This window comes from Vibrio sp. 5S239 (assembly GCF_041439575.1).
Classification (GTDB): domain Bacteria; phylum Pseudomonadota; class Gammaproteobacteria; order Enterobacterales; family Vibrionaceae; genus Vibrio; species Vibrio kanaloae.
The window spans coordinates 122,487-137,988 of record NZ_JBGOOM010000007.1; the positions used below are offsets into that span (position 1 = coordinate 122,487).

19 protein-coding genes are annotated in these 15,502 nt (G+C 42.4%); 7 read left to right on the forward strand and 12 right to left on the reverse strand.

Annotated elements, in window-relative coordinates; genetic code table 11:
* Positions 1–222: 222 nt before the first annotated feature.
* From ACED48_RS08045 to ACED48_RS08055, 3 genes are all read right to left on the reverse strand, one after another.
* Positions 223–861, reverse strand: a complete 639-nt coding sequence (locus tag ACED48_RS08045; RefSeq protein ID WP_017057487.1) for a LysE family translocator — start codon at positions 859–861, stop codon at positions 223–225.
* 48 nt (positions 862–909) lie between these two features.
* On the reverse strand, positions 910–1,749 hold the full coding sequence (locus tag ACED48_RS08050; protein WP_017057486.1) for an AraC family transcriptional regulator: 840 nt from the start codon (positions 1,747–1,749) through the stop codon (positions 910–912).
* 79 nt (positions 1,750–1,828) lie between these two features.
* Positions 1,829–2,284, reverse strand: coding sequence for an Lrp/AsnC family transcriptional regulator (locus ACED48_RS08055; protein ID WP_017057485.1), 456 nt, complete (start codon positions 2,282–2,284; stop codon positions 1,829–1,831).
* 142 nt (positions 2,285–2,426) lie between these two features.
* Here ACED48_RS08055 and ACED48_RS08060 point away from each other — a divergent pair, with 142 nt between their 5' ends.
* Positions 2,427–4,238 carry a PLP-dependent transferase gene (locus ACED48_RS08060; RefSeq protein WP_017057484.1) on the forward strand — a complete coding sequence of 604 codons (1,812 nt, stop codon included), beginning with the start codon at positions 2,427–2,429 and terminating at the stop codon, positions 4,236–4,238.
* A gap of 138 nt (positions 4,239–4,376) precedes the next feature.
* Here ACED48_RS08060 and ACED48_RS08065 read toward each other — a convergent pair whose 3' ends face one another.
* Positions 4,377–4,619 (reverse strand): hypothetical protein, encoded by a 243-nt coding sequence (locus tag ACED48_RS08065; RefSeq protein WP_017057483.1) that lies wholly within the window; start codon positions 4,617–4,619, stop codon positions 4,377–4,379.
* A 234-nt stretch (positions 4,620–4,853) separates the two neighbouring features.
* The gene (gene accD, locus ACED48_RS08070) at positions 4,854–5,720 is read right to left on the reverse strand and encodes an acetyl-CoA carboxylase, carboxyltransferase subunit beta (RefSeq protein WP_029627145.1); all 867 of its coding nucleotides are present in this window, start codon (positions 5,718–5,720) and stop codon (positions 4,854–4,856) included.
* Between the two features lie 135 nt (positions 5,721–5,855).
* Between accD and ACED48_RS08075 the strand changes: the two genes are divergently transcribed.
* The gene (locus ACED48_RS08075; RefSeq protein ID WP_029627144.1) at positions 5,856–6,761 is read left to right on the forward strand and encodes a LysR family transcriptional regulator; all 906 of its coding nucleotides are present in this window, start codon (positions 5,856–5,858) and stop codon (positions 6,759–6,761) included.
* A 209-nt stretch (positions 6,762–6,970) separates the two neighbouring features.
* Here the strand turns inward: ACED48_RS08075 and ACED48_RS08080 are convergent, their stop codons facing one another.
* Complete coding sequence (locus ACED48_RS08080; protein ID WP_017057480.1) at positions 6,971–7,783, reverse strand: helix-turn-helix domain-containing protein; 813 nt, start codon at positions 7,781–7,783, stop codon at positions 6,971–6,973.
* A gap of 105 nt (positions 7,784–7,888) precedes the next feature.
* Here ACED48_RS08080 and ACED48_RS08085 point away from each other — a divergent pair, with 105 nt between their 5' ends.
* Positions 7,889–8,695 carry a sulfite exporter TauE/SafE family protein gene (locus ACED48_RS08085; RefSeq protein WP_017057479.1) on the forward strand — a complete coding sequence of 269 codons (807 nt, stop codon included), beginning with the start codon at positions 7,889–7,891 and terminating at the stop codon, positions 8,693–8,695.
* Positions 8,696–8,907: 212 nt separating this feature from the next.
* Here the strand turns inward: ACED48_RS08085 and ACED48_RS08090 are convergent, their stop codons facing one another.
* Complete coding sequence (locus ACED48_RS08090) at positions 8,908–9,396, reverse strand: YcxB family protein (protein WP_017057478.1); 489 nt, start codon at positions 9,394–9,396, stop codon at positions 8,908–8,910.
* A gap of 272 nt (positions 9,397–9,668) precedes the next feature.
* Between ACED48_RS08090 and ACED48_RS08095 the strand changes: the two genes are divergently transcribed.
* Together ACED48_RS08095 and nqrM are read left to right on the forward strand one after the other, a co-directional pair.
* Positions 9,669–10,115, forward strand: a complete 447-nt coding sequence (locus ACED48_RS08095) for a NifB/NifX family molybdenum-iron cluster-binding protein (RefSeq protein WP_017057477.1) — start codon at positions 9,669–9,671, stop codon at positions 10,113–10,115.
* The gene (gene nqrM / locus ACED48_RS08100) at positions 10,112–10,321 is read left to right on the forward strand and encodes a (Na+)-NQR maturation NqrM (protein ID WP_029627143.1); all 210 of its coding nucleotides are present in this window, start codon (positions 10,112–10,114) and stop codon (positions 10,319–10,321) included. The genes ACED48_RS08095 and nqrM overlap by 4 nt, the downstream gene beginning before the upstream one ends.
* A gap of 52 nt (positions 10,322–10,373) precedes the next feature.
* Here the strand turns inward: nqrM and ACED48_RS08105 are convergent, their stop codons facing one another.
* Positions 10,374–10,652: a DUF134 domain-containing protein gene (locus ACED48_RS08105; RefSeq protein ID WP_017057476.1), complete on the reverse strand. Its 279-nt coding sequence runs from the start codon at positions 10,650–10,652 to the stop codon at positions 10,374–10,376.
* Between the two features lie 34 nt (positions 10,653–10,686).
* Between ACED48_RS08105 and ACED48_RS08110 the strand changes: the two genes are divergently transcribed.
* Complete coding sequence (locus ACED48_RS08110) at positions 10,687–11,118, forward strand: PaaI family thioesterase (protein ID WP_017057475.1); 432 nt, start codon at positions 10,687–10,689, stop codon at positions 11,116–11,118.
* A 206-nt stretch (positions 11,119–11,324) separates the two neighbouring features.
* Here the strand turns inward: ACED48_RS08110 and ACED48_RS08115 are convergent, their stop codons facing one another.
* Positions 11,325–11,528: a hypothetical protein gene (locus ACED48_RS08115; protein ID WP_017057474.1), complete on the reverse strand. Its 204-nt coding sequence runs from the start codon at positions 11,526–11,528 to the stop codon at positions 11,325–11,327.
* A 747-nt stretch (positions 11,529–12,275) separates the two neighbouring features.
* Between ACED48_RS08115 and ACED48_RS08120 the strand changes: the two genes are divergently transcribed.
* A complete protein-coding gene (locus tag ACED48_RS08120) occupies positions 12,276–13,826 on the forward strand; it encodes a PAS domain-containing methyl-accepting chemotaxis protein (RefSeq protein WP_017057473.1) in 1,551 nt (516 codons plus the stop codon).
* A gap of 86 nt (positions 13,827–13,912) precedes the next feature.
* Here the strand turns inward: ACED48_RS08120 and ACED48_RS08125 are convergent, their stop codons facing one another.
* From ACED48_RS08125 to ACED48_RS08135, 3 genes are all read right to left on the reverse strand, one after another.
* Positions 13,913–14,059 carry a hypothetical protein gene (locus ACED48_RS08125; protein WP_017057472.1) on the reverse strand — a complete coding sequence of 49 codons (147 nt, stop codon included), beginning with the start codon at positions 14,057–14,059 and terminating at the stop codon, positions 13,913–13,915.
* Between the two features lie 27 nt (positions 14,060–14,086).
* The gene (locus tag ACED48_RS08130; protein ID WP_017057471.1) at positions 14,087–14,362 is read right to left on the reverse strand and encodes an HU family DNA-binding protein; all 276 of its coding nucleotides are present in this window, start codon (positions 14,360–14,362) and stop codon (positions 14,087–14,089) included.
* Positions 14,363–14,699: 337 nt separating this feature from the next.
* Positions 14,700–15,395 (reverse strand): VC0807 family protein, encoded by a 696-nt coding sequence (locus tag ACED48_RS08135; RefSeq protein ID WP_017057470.1) that lies wholly within the window; start codon positions 15,393–15,395, stop codon positions 14,700–14,702.
* Positions 15,396–15,502 lie beyond the last annotated feature (107 nt).

The following is a 15,502-nucleotide window of genomic DNA, read 5'->3' on the forward strand; positions in this document are numbered from 1 at the left end:
GGCACCTCTAACAAGGAATGGGGCTGGTCTGAACTCGTTATTTCTGCTTGCGCGAAGATGGACATTTCTGAGTTATGAGGATTGGACTGTTGTTACGCACCAGATAACTGTTAACATCCCTAACATCGAATACCACCGCTGTTAGCGGTGGTCGATTTGCGTTGAAATGGGTATTTCATTGTCAACAATTCACGCTGATATGTTTACGAAAAATGCTGTGTTTTAAGCAGGCAGATAGTCTACGAATAGTACTACGCCGAAAAAGATAAGAACAACACCCGCACCTCTTTCCACTAGGTGTATGCTGCGCTTCAGATATTGTTGTATACGAGGTTGTCCAATTGCCACAGCAATCAATAAATTCCAAAGAAGAACAGCAAGAAACATCCATACACCAGAAGACATTTGCTGAACTAGTGTAACTTCACTTCCTAGAATGACCGTCATGAGACTCATATAGAATAAAGCGTTCTTAGGGTTAAGTAGTGCTGAATTTAGGCCGAGTAATAGTTGTTTTATTGCAGAAGGGACTTTTTCTTGCTCTGCTTCAAGGAGAGTCTCATTTCTTTTACTTTTAAGTAGCCTTGTACCAATCCACAGTAGGTAAATAGCACCTAAAACTTCAACCACCGAAAAGATCACTGGATTATCACGAATACTCGTCCATCCAAGTATTGCTATCATGATATAGACTGCATTTCCCATCGCAACTCCAAGACAAATAAACTGGCTTCCTTGCAGTTTATGTCGGATTGAATGAGCTACGATCAGGAAAAAATCTTGACCAGGGCTTAATAGTGCGACGAAATGGGCTATTGCCAAAGCAGGAAATGCCACAGGGAAAAGGGTAGTAAACAACATTAATAATTACCTATAGTTAAATTATTATCGAACTATAGATTTTTGCGTCTAGGAATTATTGTCGAAAATTGACGTTACCCGCTGGTATTGCCGTGGTGTAGAAGCAGTATAGTTAACAAAAGCACGATGTAATTGACTTTGATCTGAGTAACCAACTTCTGTGGCGACATCAACTATATTCATGCCGCATTTCAATAAGAGCTTGGCTTTTTCAACGCGGGTATTATTTAAAAATGATTTGGGAGTTATACCAAAGCGACGTTTGAAACTTCTGATTAATGACTCTTTAGGTCGTTTAAGCTGTTGAGAAATAACATTTAGTGATGGTGGGTTAGCTATATTCTCTAACAGTAAATTTCTTACCTTATAGGCAAACTCGTCATCATTTTCTCGAACGGTCAATGGTGAGCAAAAAAAACTCAGTAGATTTAACACTTCACGATTGACTTCCAAAACAAGTTCTTGAGATTCCTGCTCTAGCAGTTCGCAAATTAAGTCTGTCAGACTCTTCTCTGTTCCACTGTATGTAAACAGGTTTTGGTCACAAATAAATTGAGTGACCTCATATCCATATAAAGTTGAAAGCATTTCACAACACCATGCTTTATCGACATAAAGCATGTGGTAACTACGAGGCTTGCCGCCAACTGGATTGCAAGCGTGAACCTTACTCGGTTCAATCAGAATGATATCATCTTCATTGAGGATGACATGTTCCCCATTCATAGATAAACAAGTCGATCCTGACTTAATGATCCCAACTGATAACTCCGAGTGGCTATGGGCTTTGTAACCTTGAGTACTGTTATATGTGGTTCGAATTGTCAGGTGTGGAACACGTTTGCTACTCCAAAATTGCTGATTGATGTCACGAACAGTATTAGCCACGATATGAAATTCCAAGATACGCTACATATCTATCGTATTTCATAAAATAGCTTTACACAATGCTCAGCCCTAGTGGAATTTACCTCACGGGCAACTTGGTCTTTGTTTTTACCTGACCAAAGGCGAAGCTGGATTCAATAGACGCAATATTAGGCAGGCGAGTTAATTGCTTACGGATAAACTGCTCGTAGCTTTTGAGCGACTCACTGACCACATGTAATAGGTAGTCGTGATTGCCTGTCATCAAAAAGCACTCCAACACTTCATCAATCACCTCAATGTGTTGCTCAAAGTCTCGCATGTTCTCTTCAGTCGGCTTTTCGAGCTTTACCAACACAAACACATTCACAGGCAGACCACACGCTTCTTGGTCAACGCTGGCGTGATAGCCGCGAATAATCCCTTGTTTCTCTAGTGCTCGAACTCGGCGTAAGCAAGGAGAGGGCGATAGCGACACGCGATCGGCTAACTCTTGATTAGTCAGACGGGCGTTGCTTTGCAGTTCAGCCAGTATTTTCTTGTCGATCTCGTCCATTAGCATAATCCATCAATATTGAATTTAGTTTGGCAATATTATTGCTCAAAGTGTATGCCTTACTTAGCAAATAGCAATTTTTAACATCTGCCCAAAACTAAAATTAAAGGAGGAATAACAAGCATGGAATGACTTAGGAACTATGAATACTTCAACTCAACTTAGCCCGCTGCGAAAAACCACCAAACACGAACAAGCAGAAGCACTTGCCATTGAGCAAGCCAAGCATTTTGGTATCGACCCAAACAGTGATTACGGCATCACGCTGATTGAACTGGCTACAACGCTGTACCAAGCCAATACCAAGACACACGACCTTTGGGCGCTGACTGTTGATGGACTTTCAGAACTCGACAAAAGTGACCGAATCGCTTGGTTTAACGCTAAACGCTTCTTGTCATTCCAGATCGCGAAGATCCTCGATAACCTGCAAAACCCAATGCGTGCCACTTACCAATCTATCGCTACTAACAATGGTAACTTTGCCTCTAAAGGTGCGTATCCTATCTTTGATAATGTGGCGGCTATCTTCTCTGCAAGCCCTGTTATTACGCGCACCGCGACCTATTTGTTTGCGTGTACAGAATGGATCGAAGATGCGTTTAACGGTAAAGAGCCGCTGCACGATATCTATTCTCGACTGCTTAACCCAACCTCAATTTCTCTGGCTAATCATATGGTTGATATTGAGGCTGGTTCTAGAGCGAACGAGTACCTAGCTTGGAACTTCAACTCAGGGATGGCGGCCATTGATGGGTTGTTGAGCCACTTGCTCGGGCATGAAGACATTGTCTTGGCTTCACGTAATATCTACGGCGGTTCTTACCAGTTGTTGGAAGATTGGTTTGGCAAGCCTTCTAATTTGAATGTCGCGGTAGAGTGGGTGGATGGTTACTCCGGTGATGAGTTTGCGACGCGACTTGATGAGCTTGCCGATAAATACGCAGATCGCCTCGCTGCGGGCAAGAAAATCTACGTCTACCTAGAGTCACCGTGTAACCCGCATGGATACGTGTTGGATGTTGCTAGTATCAGCAAAGCTGGTCACTCTCGTGGCTGGGATGTGATTGTTGACTCGACAGTGGGCACGCCTTTATTACATCCAGTACTGAAACGTGTTGATGTGATGGAAAGGCCCGATTATGTCATTCACTCTTACACAAAAGAACTGGCGGGTTCTGGCATCACAACTGCTGGGGTTGTGATTGGTCGCAATGAGACTATGTTTGTGCCAAAAGGAGAGGAGGTCACTTTCACCAAACCTAACGGTGATGAGGTCACCATTCCATGGAACGAAACGCTGTTTTGGAATGTGTATTACATCAAAGGCGCCTTCTTAGATGCAGACAAAGCGTTCGAAGTGCTTAATGGTATGAAAACCTATGAGATGCGAGTGGTGCAGAAAACCATCAATACTTTGACCCTTGCGAAGATCTTTGATGCACATCCTGATATCAATGTGTCGTGTCCTGCTTTGCCAGACAGCGATAACTATGAGCACTGCCAGAACAACATGTATTTAGGGCTACCAGCAGCGCTGTTTACTATCGATATGGAAGGTAACGGAGACCGAGCACCAATCAATCGAGATGGGTTCAAACAGTTCTTCGACATGCTTGAACCTGCAATCGGCATGCAAGTGAGTTTGGGGCAAACCAATACCGTGGCGCTGTGTCCGGCACTGACTACGCACTCAGAACTCAGCGATGAGGCACTCAATGAAGCTGGCATCAAACCGACCACAATGCGTATCTCTATCGGTTTGGAAGACCCTCGAATGTTCATTGCTCATATTGTCGAGGCCGCTAAATTGTCGATTGACCGTAAGCACGCCGACTTCTCATCGAGCTTCCCTAGTGGTGACAGTATCGATGAAATCTATATGCAAACCTATATGGATGTGCACCAAAGGTTTGTGAAGAGCTTGCCGAAGTTCAGTCAGCTTACTCAGTAACTTAGGTCAGTAAGGAAAGTTTGCAAGATCAGTTAGTTAAAAGGCCGTAAATAAAAAAGCACCCTGCTGACTCAATAGTCGGTAGGGTGCTTTCTCGATATAGAACCTAGGGACCATATTGGTTTACCAAGTCGCTTACTATTTAGGCTGGTGGCCTGTCTTTTTCGCAAGCTCTTGCATAGCCTCGGCAAACGTTGTTGTTCCGCCTTTCGCTTTAACCTGAACAACTTTGTACCCGAGGCTTTCCAGCGCTTGGCGCTCTTCTAAAACGGCTTTGTCATCTGGTTGACTGCCTTGCACTGGCTGATGAATGTAACACCCTTCTAATTGACCATCTTCGACCAGTTGGTGGTGTTTCAGTGCATTGATATCAAAGTTCATAGTAAGTCTTTTCGCTTTAAATGGAGAGTCTCTGTGGCAAAGGCCGCGAGTCTTTATAATTTTATGGTTTGTACAATAGGCATTTTAACCATAAGAAGCTAGTTCAAATTAAGCAATCCAATGGAATGTAACTGGGTACGGGTCTGCTTAGCGATAAAGAATGTTCTCCCCCTCGGTCGTTAATCTAAAGAGATTGTTGTTCGTCATTTGAGGGGGAGCTAGAGGGGAAGGTTTTTAATGATCAACTTGAATCTGAGTGTTGGTCATCATCGCGATGAGTCTGGCGGCACGTTTACGCATATCACGTCTATCAACAATCATATCTAAAGCCCCATGTTCTAGTAAGAACTCACTTTGTTGAAAATCGTCAGGTAATTTTTCTCGTACTGTTTGTTCAATCACTCTTCGTCCTGCAAACCCGATTCGCGCTTTGGGTTCACCAATATTTATGTCACCAAGCATTGCTAAACTGGCCGAGACACCGCCAAAGGTTTGATCGGTTAATACCGATATATAAGGGAGCTTTGCATCTGATAGTCGCTTTAACGCAGCACTGGTTTTTGCCATTTGCATTAACGCCATGAGCGACTCCTGCATACGGGCACCACCACATGCGGAAAAGCAAACCAGTGCACAGTTTGATGCAATTGCTTGATTGACGGCGTCCACAAATCGAGCACCGACAACCGATCCCATAGATCCAGCCATAAAAGAAAATTCGAAAGCGCACGCCACAACAGGCATTCCGAGCAACTCTCCTTGCATTGCGACTAATGCATCTTTTTCGCCTGTACTTTTTTGGGTTAAGGCAAGGCGCTCGGTGTAGCGTTTATTGTCTTTAAAATTGAGTAAATCTTTCGGCTCATGTTGTTTGCCTAACTCAGTTCTTTCGCCTTTATCTAAAAATGTATCCAAACGAAGACGTGCTGTCATTCGCATGTGGTGCTCACATTTAGGGCACACCTCCAGGTTCTCCTTAAGGGCAATGCGGTAAAGGACCTGATCACAGGATGGGCATTTGGTCCATACCCCTTCGGGAATTGACGTCTTACGTGTACTTATTAACTTCTTTTTATCTAACAGTTTTTCTAACCAGCTCATGGTGAGACCTTATTCTAATCGCTCTAGTGATTAGTATTGTATTAGCCTGTTATTGGTAATAAAGTGTCTAATATTGGCTTTATAATCCAATTTAATGGGATTAATGGGGCTAGAGAGATAGGAGGGGGTGATGTAATGCTTGAAAAGATTGACCAACAATGGCTTAAGAGTTTTCACTGTGTTTATGAGAATAATAGCTTTAAGAGAGCTGCGGAGTTTCTGTGTTTGCCGACCTCAAATGTCAGTCGTCATATCGCGTTGTTAGAAGAGCAGCTAAATGCTCGACTTTTTGATAGAACGACGCGCCGAATTGCTTCAACAGAAGCAGGGGACCACCTTTACCTGCGAACTCAGCCATTGTTGGACAAGCTCAATGATGCGCTTGAAGAGGTCACACAACATTCTCGTGAGGTGATGGGGCAGCTCAATGTACTCATGCCAGATTCACCGGAGTTAGCCCAAGCCGTCGTTTCTTTTTGTACCCAGCACCCTTCCATTTCATTGTGTTGTGATACGAACATCAGCCCTAAAGAAGACTTTGTGGACGGCTTTGACGTTATTCTGAGTTTTCACCGAGGGAAGCTCGAAGACAATAATTGGATAGCCAAGGAGATCAAGCGATGGCCAAGTGCTGTTGTAGTGGCCCCTAAACTTCTGAAAAAATCCCTTAGACCTTTCAAGATTACCGATTTGAAACACATACCTTGCATTAACAGTTTTACCGCATTGAACGGGACTCCTTGGGTTTTCAAATCCTTAACAGGTGAACTTATCACGCAAAGGGTGCAATCTGCATTTAAGGTCAACAGTGGGCAGCTTGCTAAAGCTGGCGCATTGGCCGGATTGGGGTTTGCGATACTCCCTGCCGAATTCTGTCGCGATGAAATAGATGCTGGCTATCTGGAAGTTATAGAACTTGAATACAAACCTGAAGACTTAGTGTTGTATGCCTTTTATGCTGCTAGAAAACACATAGCGAAAAAGGTGCCAATATTCATTGAACACCTACAGCGTCAAGCAAACCTAGACGTGCAAAAATAACATAAAATACGGAGGCTATGAGCCTACTGATTGAAAAAGAGCTGCGAGATCATTTGTTGTAATGGCTTTAGAACGGCACACTTGCTCAGGCACTTGTCATAGGAGAATCGAATGATTAGTCATCAATGGTAAAGTGTTGATAAAAAGGACTCTATTTAGATAGAAGGTGCTTTGAGATGGAAGTTGCCTGAATTAAATGGGTGTGGTCATTATATGCCACGATTGGAAAAGTAACGCGTGGGTGATTCACCATAAACCCGACGAAACATTGCGATAAAATTACTTGGCGTTGCATAACCAAGAGCATACGCAACATCTCCAACTGACTCCCCGCGCGCCATCATTTCTAACGAATGTATTAGCAGTATTTGTTGCCGCCATTCGTTAAAACTCATATTTAATTCATTCCGAATCAACCTTCTTAATGTTCGAGATGAAATAGCTCCTATACTTGCCCAATGCTCGACAGAGTTCTTACTGCTTGGATCAATTAAAATCGCTTGGGTTACCTTTTGGAGCCGTGGATCTTTAGGCTGTGGAAAATAAAGTGATTCGTGAGGGCTTTTGCAGATTTCATCAGAAATAACGGCAAGGATTCGTAAATTTTGAACAGAAAGTTTCTCGGTTTTACTCCAGGTGGATGCTCTGCTCGACAGGGCTTTCAAGACATCCCTCATTTCGATCACGCAAGGTTTGGTTGGAAACTGATTGCAACTCTCAGGGGTAAATAGCAGTGACCGCCCCTTTAAAGACCCGCAAAAATACACACTGTGCATCGCACCTGGTGGTATCCATCCAGCACGGTGGGGCGGTAATATCCAAGTCCCTTCATCAGTTTTAACTTGTATCAGCCCTTGATCTATACAGAGTAGCTGGCCTCGATAATGCGTGTGCCAGTTATGCGGCCGTTTATCTAAATGATTAAAATCACTTCGTTCATGTTGCCACTCCTTGACTATTAATGTTGCACCATTTTCCCATTCACTGTAATCACAGTTTGTTCCTTGCTTTTCGCACTTCACGGTTGGCCACTATTCATTGTTTATTGTCCAATTAACGTTACCATGACAGGTTAGCTTTCACGTAACATTTCCGCAACTAACATACTGATTAAAAGCGGAGCCATTATGAGCGAACCTATCTTTATTTTATATTACATAGCTGCAGGTTTAGGGGTTGGTTTCCTTGCAGGGCTCGTTGGAGTAGGAGGGGGAGGAATGGCTGTTCCTATTTTTGCGTTTCTATTTTCAATACAAGGAATAGCTAATAATGAAGTGATTCACCTAGCATTAGGAACGTCCATGGCTTCTATGATTATCACAACACTGGGGAGTATGCGCGCTCACTACAAAAAAATGAATGTTGACTCAATCATGGTGATCAAAATGTTATGTGGAGTTTTAGTTGGTACATTTTGCGCTACATTCGTAGCATCCTATCTACAGGGGGCCTATTTAGCGGGTTTTTTCAGCGTATTTATGTTGTACATTGCTTATAAAATGTTTCGAAACACAGAGCATGAGTACAACCAAAATCCACATAGAGCCGTTGGTAATATCGCAATTGGTTCCGTGGTTGGTTCGGTTTCAGCACTTGTCTCAATAAGTGGTGCGGGTTTGATCATCCCTTATCTTGTCCAGCAAAATTTTGAGGTAAAACGCGCTATCGGCACATCTGCTGCCATAGGTTTTCCTATTGCGTTGTCTGGAAGCCTCGGGTACATGTTAAATGGCTGGGGAAACACAGACTGGGACAGTTTAATTTTAGGGTACATATATCTACCAGCTATGATTAGCTTCTCCATTAGTAGTTATTTCACGACTAGCCTTGGCGTTCGTTGCGCTGACTATTTCCCGAGTAAAACACTTAAGAAGATAGTTGGTATTCTGTGTGTTCTTCTAAGTTTTAAAATGTTAATACAGGCACTCAATTAGGGTTATTCAAATAGAGCTAATTGGGCCTTATTACAGAAAAATCAAAAATGGCGTTGATAAAATGATCAAACTGAATTCATCATGAGTCTTGATGAATGGCTCTCAAGTCATGGTCAAACAGGCTCCCTCCTAACCTTCTCTTTATTTTACACATATATTGATAAACCTAAATTAGAGGGCGTTAGAAGGGAAGCTAAGCAAAAAAGACTGGCTTACTTTGATGCTTCGTGCTGCTCAATCATGAACGCGATTGCTTCTTCGCTTAAACAAGACTTGCTGACATACTGGCGCTGTTTACCGATATGAAGGATGAACCCTAAATCAGTTTGTTGAAGTTCGTCGATTTGATTCCACGCGATAGTATTCGTGGTTTTATGGTTTTTGTAACTCACTCCGTTAGCATCACCTTGAAACACGACTTTGCTGCCAGCACCAGAGCTTATTCTTTGTCGCCATAACCACCAAGTTCTCTTGAAATACACACTGAACGCTTCAATCACACTCAAAACAATAAAAAACCAGCCAACGTAACCGTTCGGTAGTAGCTCAAACTCTAATAGAACCACACCAAAAACAAGAAACAATATTCCCTTTAAATAGGCTTTTGGAAATTGAGTTGGAAGGCTAGTTTGATCATAACACTCTGCGAAAAACGTCTTATCGAGGGTGTATTCTGTGGTGAAACCGGATTCTTTAGACATGTGTGGCTACTTTAGTGCTCTTTGTGAATGGGCTTTCTGTGAATGGGAATTCTACGCCGTGCTCTCGCAACTCGAGCATTGTATCGTTTCTCGGTGCTTTTCTTTAGCGGTTTTGATTCTATTTTGTAAATCAATAATACCGTCGTGGATTACTCGTTGAGCTAAACACACGACGCTAGGTATGTAATCTAATTTTTCACACAACAGTTATTGGTATATGCCAATAATGGGGCGTATGCTGAACTCTTAATCATCAATAACAGGGAGTTACCATGTTATACGCAGTACCTTGTCGCGATCTCCATGTCGCCAACCATTTTGCCCGTTCCCCACAGATAGCGATTGTCGATGAACAACGACAGATAAAACAGATTGTTCCTTTGATTGACTCCGACACCTCTTGTAATAAAAAGAAGCAATGGATTTCGGTTCTCCGTTCTTTCGATGTGAAATCTGTGGTGGTTCGTTATATTGGTAAGAAGATGCTGGCGCACTTGTTCAATAACGATATTCGAGTCTTGGCATCGAGAGGTAAGGCAGAAATCGGGGCTTTGGATTTCGACAATCTACGGGAAGTGACTGATCTCGATTATGGTCGCGAGTTGAGAAATAGCGGGTGTAGTAATAAAACGTGTGGCGAGAAAGGGCACAAAAAACAAGCTTCGATTCTAATGGCACACCCTAATCAGTTAGGCGCTATTCGAGGGTTCCGAAAATGACTTTTTTGTTGACGCTATTGGGATTTGTAGGAGTCGTTACATTGATGGCGATAGGTGTCATTTTTTCGCGCAAGCCAATCAAAGGCAGTTGTGGAGGATTGGCGCAGTTAGATATTGAGCGCGAATGCAATTGCAAGGATGTGTGTGAAGGGCAAAGTAGAAAGCTGTATCAGATTATTGAGCCATCAAGCTTAGTATCGAACTAAGCATCAAGAGTTCTCGCTCGCTGAGTTAAATAACTTCTGGCTAACACGTGAATTAACTGCTTTGAATCACCAACGCGTGACCATTGACGATGCACTTGGCGACTTTAGCTCGTGCACGCTTGATAATGTTGCCGAACGTTTGGCGAGACACCTGCATTTGTTCAGCTGCTTCAAGCTGGCTCAGGCCTTCTTGATCAGCCAAGCGCAAGGCTTCGAGTTCTTCTAAGAGCAATTCTTCTTTATGAAGCTCGTCCATAGGAACACCATTGGGCTTAAAACAAGAGTAAGCCGCACGGGTACACAACTGGCGATGTTTTTTTGGTCGAGCCATATCAATCTCTAGGAATCTAAGGGTAAAGGTCAGTATGAAGGTTTTCATTCCACACAATCATCGGCGTTGCCAAGTGTGCAGCCAAGGTTTTTTCAACGACAGCGCCATTTGTTTTGAAGCTATTGGCGAGCATGAGGCAGTAGCTAAATATAAAACCAAGGCCAAGATTGTACCAACAGATAAAGCTGAGGGCTACGATGGCATTATGCAGGGCGGCATAGTCTCTACGTTACACGATTGCGCGATGCTGCATTGCCTGTTCCAAAACAGTATCAATGCGATGACGGTGAGTTTAGCGTCTCGCTTTCATCACCCAATAGCGATTGGACAGGAGCTAGAAGTTCGCGCACATTGGGTCAAAAGCAGACGCAACATTCACTTCTTAGAGAGTAAAATCACTCAGAATGGGAGGTTGTGTTCGTCAGCACAGAGCCAGTTTATGTCAGTTTCTAGCTATCAAACTTAAGCTTGGTATAGCGGTGTTGCTTTATCAGCTATAAAAGTCCAACTACGGTTTCATCATCACAGAAAATAACCCGTATGAAGAAGAGATAACCCGCGCACTGCTGCAAATTCGGGAGTCTTGGAAGTGACGTGAAATCTTAGTCGAATACTTTGCGGACAAGTAATCGACATCTGCTACATACGCCAAGGATTTTTGGTGGTGTTTCGTTACTGCTGGTCTGAACCAGAGGCTTTGTTTTTCTTGAAGTATTTGAACGCTGTCCAAACAACATAAGCGGCAACACCCACAATCAATGCTGAGCGAAGGAGAATCGGCGCATCATGCTCAAGTTGGCTAACGTGAGGCACGATACTAGCAAACAATCGACTGGTGAAAAGCAGCCCCATCACTAACATAATAACTTTATTCATGTGACCTGCCATTTTATTAGATGCGTTACACAGAACCAGTTATCGGCGGGTTAAGTTATTAATGCCACCAAGAACGGCCCTGCTCGGAAATAAAAGCATGCGCTTCTCAAACGTAACCGTCAACGCGATATCAGTTGAAAACCAGTAAGCTAAAGTTTCGTTTTTGGAAGTGGGTTGTACTGCAAGGTGGAGTTAGCTTAAAAAATAAATAAGAGTGCCAAAAGAGCCAAAATTTTTACGCCAGTATATTTGCTTATTACTAACGAGATAAAAACAGTGCCTTTATTCTCGGTAAAGTGGTTACCTTTGGGATCTGTTAAGCCATTTTAAGATGATATTTTTATTTCAAGTTTATATTAGACTTTAATTGTACAATATTGTTAGTTTTTAGTGATAAAAATCGAATATAACGAAATATTTGGGGCGATACGCTATGACCTTGCGGAATGTGATGTTGAGCAATCCCGTTTTATTTTTCATAAGCTAACCTTATTTTATATTGATATGAAATAGATTGAATTGATATGAAATAGATTGAATTGATATGAGTGAGTATGCCGTTTGGATTTGTTGAGTAACCTTTGGGCTGATCTGATATCTACTTTACTCAATGAAAAATCATATCAAATCAATGGCTAGTGGTTTTTGATAGGGCGAGGTGGTGAATCACGCTCTATTTTAGCACAGTGTGACATGGACGGGTCGCACAATAAATTGGCTGTTATCTCGTTTAAATAGGGAATATTTATGGCAGAGCAAGAGTATGATTACCCCGATTCGTATAATTTAATTTCAGTGACGGACCCTTCTAGCAAAATCAAGTATGCAAGCCCCCATTTTAATGAAGTTGCAGGCTATAAGGAAGGAGAGCTAATAGGTGAGTATCACAATGTAGTTCGCCACAGTGATATGCCTAAAGCCGCATTTAAGGACTTGTGGGGGCACATTCAGTCAGGAAATAACTGGATGGGTATGGTAAAAAACCAACGAAAAGGTGGCGGTTATTATTGGGTTGATGCTTTTGCTTCTCCTTTAAAAGAAGACAATGAGATTGTTGAGTATCAGTCTGTTCGGTTTAAACCAAAAAGAGAATATGTTGCACGAGCAGCTAAAGCATATAGTACTTTGAATAAGGGAAAAACACCGCTTAAGCTTATATTACCTAAAACAAGGCTTTGGCAGCGTCAAACTTTCATTTCGATATGGTTAATGGGAGGTGCTTATGCGCTTCACCTTAATCAAGTCATAACGGTACTGCAAAGTTTCTTCATGTTATTTTTGGCGGGGGCAATCTCAATTTATATTTTGACGCGCCGTTTAGAAAGTATTTGTAAAATAGCAAAAGAGGAATTTAACAACCCTCTGATGGAGCATATTTATTTCGGTAAGGTGGATGATTTATCTGAAATTGCTTTGGGAATGAAAGCGCGGAAGCAATATACAAAAGCATTACTGGGTAGAATACGGATTTCGGTGAGTGACTCATGCGAAATGACCCTCAAGCAGGCGAATAAAACGGCAGAATCGAACGCTACTGTGTCTGACAATCTGGAAAACCAAAAGACAGAAATTGATATGGCAGCTACTGCTATCAACGAAATGCAGGCGGCTTCAAGTGAAATCTCTCAAAATGCGCAAGGTACGTTGGACTCCACTTTTAGTACGCAGCAAGAGCTTTTATCTTGTCAGAAAGAGTTAAACCAAGTCGAAGAAAATTTTGTCGACCTCACTAATGAATTGGATAACATATCGACAATATCACTTTCTGTAGAAAGGGAGACGCAGCAAATTAGTTCCGTCATAGAGATGATTAACGCGATTGCAAACCAAACCAATCTGTTAGCACTTAATGCCGCGATAGAAGCCGCACGTGCGGGCGATTCAGGAAGAGGGTTCTCGGTAGTGGCGGATGAGGTAAGAGTACTTGCTCAAAAAACGCAAGAAGCAACAACAGAGATCCAAGCTGTTATTGAAAAGTTATGTGCGGGAAGTGGCCAGTCAGTCATTGCCGTTAACAATGGTACTGAAAAAGCGAAGCGCACTCAAAGTACGATTCAATCAACCCTAGAAAGTCTCACTTCATTGAGTGAAAAAGTACAGGGAGTGGTTGATAGGAATAATCAGATAGCCGTAGCTATTGAAGAGCAAGTCAATGTATCAGAAGAGATTAACCAGAATATTCTTTCTATTCACAGTAAAGCAGAAGCTTCGCACACTCTAATGGAAGACAGTAAAAAGCAATATGAGCAAAGTGTGTTCAGTTTGAATGAGTTAAGAAAAGGGGTAGCCCGATTTTAATAAGCATCATTTAGCCAGTTAATAAGCATTGTTTCCTAACGAATAATGCCACTGCAAGACTGCAGTGGCATTAAAAGTAGAATAAACTATAACGCTAACAGTTTGGCTAATTCACGCTCTTCAAGAAGCACTTCAATGCGTTGACGGACTTTAGGCGTTTCAGCGGGTGCTTTGGTTGACTTGCCTGCTTTCTTACTGCGACTGGTTTTCGCTTTTTCCTTTGGCGTAGTCATCGTAAATTTCCTTGTTTTTTTGCTTCGTTAAAGGTTACACGCCTCTTTTAGTGCTTTTCCTGCTTTAAAGGCTGGCGCTTTTGAGGCGGATATTTGAATTTCTTCTCCTGTGCGTGGGTTGCGGCCAGTACGGGCAGCACGGGTGTTAACTTTAAAGCTACCAAATCCTAGTATCGCTACGTCATCACCTTTAGCTAGTGTACCAGAGATACCTTCAACGAGAGCACTTAACGCTGAACCCGCTTGCTCTTTTGAGATATCAGCAGAAGTAGCGATGTGTTCAACTAATTGAGATTTGTTCATATTCTATATTCCTTATTGAGTACGGCAGGTGCTTATTCTTACACCGAGCTTGTTCTATCTTAGCAATAGGGACTGAAATGGTGTTAACGCTTGAGTAGGGTTTTGTAAAGTAATCAACAAGATTGATGATAAAACCCTTTTCAGTTCGATTAATTGCAACCCTTTAATTAGTAGTCGCTTAAAGTTTGGTTATCTAAGTTTATTCGAGAAATGTGACCTCAAACTTATCGTTTGGTTCATAAGTTCAATCGTAAGCCGCAGCCTAACGAGGCGACAGAGACTGAAAGCCCAGCGATAAGCTGGGCTTTGGGTCATACAGTGAGAAATAGTGTCTAGACTATTTAGTAACAAAAATTTGTTCTGTTTCTAGCGACGTCATGGAGCGAACTTGGCGCCAGATGTAATAGAAAATACCAAGCATCATTAAAAGGCTTGGTATGGCAATCGCTGGGTAACTGTAAAGTGTCAACTTACCAAGCTCTTCATTAAAGGCTGGTGTTCCTGTTGGGCTTGTTACAATCCAAGTTGCTAGAAAATAGTTCATCGCAGAAGAGAATGCGAAAGTGCTGGCGAACAGGTAATTTGATGTCATCAGACAACGGTAAAACTGCGCTTGGTTGCCGAACTGCCTTAAGCGCTCTTCAATCAGAGGAGTGTTTAGTAACGCAGGCGTGAAGATGACTTTTTGGATAAATGGGTATCGAGTAAACGTCGATCCAAGAACCGCTAAACCTATTAGCCCTGGGATCAGGGCTTCTTTTAACGCTAACCAACGAGTGTCCAGCTCGAAGAAACCGATGCCGCCCGTTAATAGTACGCTAACAAAGCCAAGGGCCGCGATGAAGTTAAATTTTTTGTTACGTATGAGCTCCATACCACCATAAGCGATAGGGAAGGCTAGCGCGACAAGTAATGCTAAACCCGTTCCAAGGTGTTCATCTCCACTGAACTTCATTAGGATGAAAGAAGGGAGAAATACGTTAAAAAGAATCTCGAATAGAGGGCTCGATTGTTTGTTTTCTGTGTTACTCATAATTCTAAATACATTATGTTATGGATTTATTCTCTGGGATTGTTCTTTACCCAGTCCTAGATGTAAAGCACTAAGGCTTCATGCTATGTAACGACATGTGACACTAA

What these genes read in the sequence shown, in the direction of transcription:
- ACED48_RS08060 (WP_017057484.1), top strand. Translation starts at nt 2,427, where the DNA reads ATGAATACTTCAACTCAACTTAGCCCGCTGCGAAAAACCACCAAACAC.
- ACED48_RS08045 (WP_017057487.1), bottom strand. Translation starts at nt 861, where the DNA reads ATGTTGTTTACTACCCTTTTCCCTGTGGCATTTCCTGCTTTGGCAATA.
- ACED48_RS08115 (WP_017057474.1), bottom strand. Translation starts at nt 11,528, where the DNA reads ATGAATAAAGTTATTATGTTAGTGATGGGGCTGCTTTTCACCAGTCGA.
- ACED48_RS08105 (WP_017057476.1), bottom strand. Translation starts at nt 10,652, where the DNA reads ATGGCTCGACCAAAAAAACATCGCCAGTTGTGTACCCGTGCGGCTTAC.
- ACED48_RS08090 (WP_017057478.1), bottom strand. Translation starts at nt 9,396, where the DNA reads ATGTCTAAAGAATCCGGTTTCACCACAGAATACACCCTCGATAAGACG.
- ACED48_RS08120 (WP_017057473.1), top strand. Translation starts at nt 12,276, where the DNA reads ATGGCAGAGCAAGAGTATGATTACCCCGATTCGTATAATTTAATTTCA.
- ACED48_RS08085 (WP_017057479.1), top strand. Translation starts at nt 7,889, where the DNA reads ATGAGCGAACCTATCTTTATTTTATATTACATAGCTGCAGGTTTAGGG.
- ACED48_RS08055 (WP_017057485.1), bottom strand. Translation starts at nt 2,284, where the DNA reads ATGGACGAGATCGACAAGAAAATACTGGCTGAACTGCAAAGCAACGCC.
- ACED48_RS08075 (WP_029627144.1), top strand. Translation starts at nt 5,856, where the DNA reads ATGCTTGAAAAGATTGACCAACAATGGCTTAAGAGTTTTCACTGTGTT.
- accD (WP_029627145.1), bottom strand. Translation starts at nt 5,720, where the DNA reads ATGAGCTGGTTAGAAAAACTGTTAGATAAAAAGAAGTTAATAAGTACA.
- ACED48_RS08095 (WP_017057477.1), top strand. Translation starts at nt 9,669, where the DNA reads ATGTTATACGCAGTACCTTGTCGCGATCTCCATGTCGCCAACCATTTT.
- ACED48_RS08130 (WP_017057471.1), bottom strand. Translation starts at nt 14,362, where the DNA reads ATGAACAAATCTCAATTAGTTGAACACATCGCTACTTCTGCTGATATC.
- nqrM (WP_029627143.1), top strand. Translation starts at nt 10,112, where the DNA reads ATGACTTTTTTGTTGACGCTATTGGGATTTGTAGGAGTCGTTACATTG.
- ACED48_RS08125 (WP_017057472.1), bottom strand. Translation starts at nt 14,059, where the DNA reads ATGACTACGCCAAAGGAAAAAGCGAAAACCAGTCGCAGTAAGAAAGCA.
- ACED48_RS08065 (WP_017057483.1), bottom strand. Translation starts at nt 4,619, where the DNA reads ATGAACTTTGATATCAATGCACTGAAACACCACCAACTGGTCGAAGAT.
- ACED48_RS08110 (WP_017057475.1), top strand. Translation starts at nt 10,687, where the DNA reads ATGAAGGTTTTCATTCCACACAATCATCGGCGTTGCCAAGTGTGCAGC.
- ACED48_RS08135 (WP_017057470.1), bottom strand. Translation starts at nt 15,395, where the DNA reads ATGAGTAACACAGAAAACAAACAATCGAGCCCTCTATTCGAGATTCTT.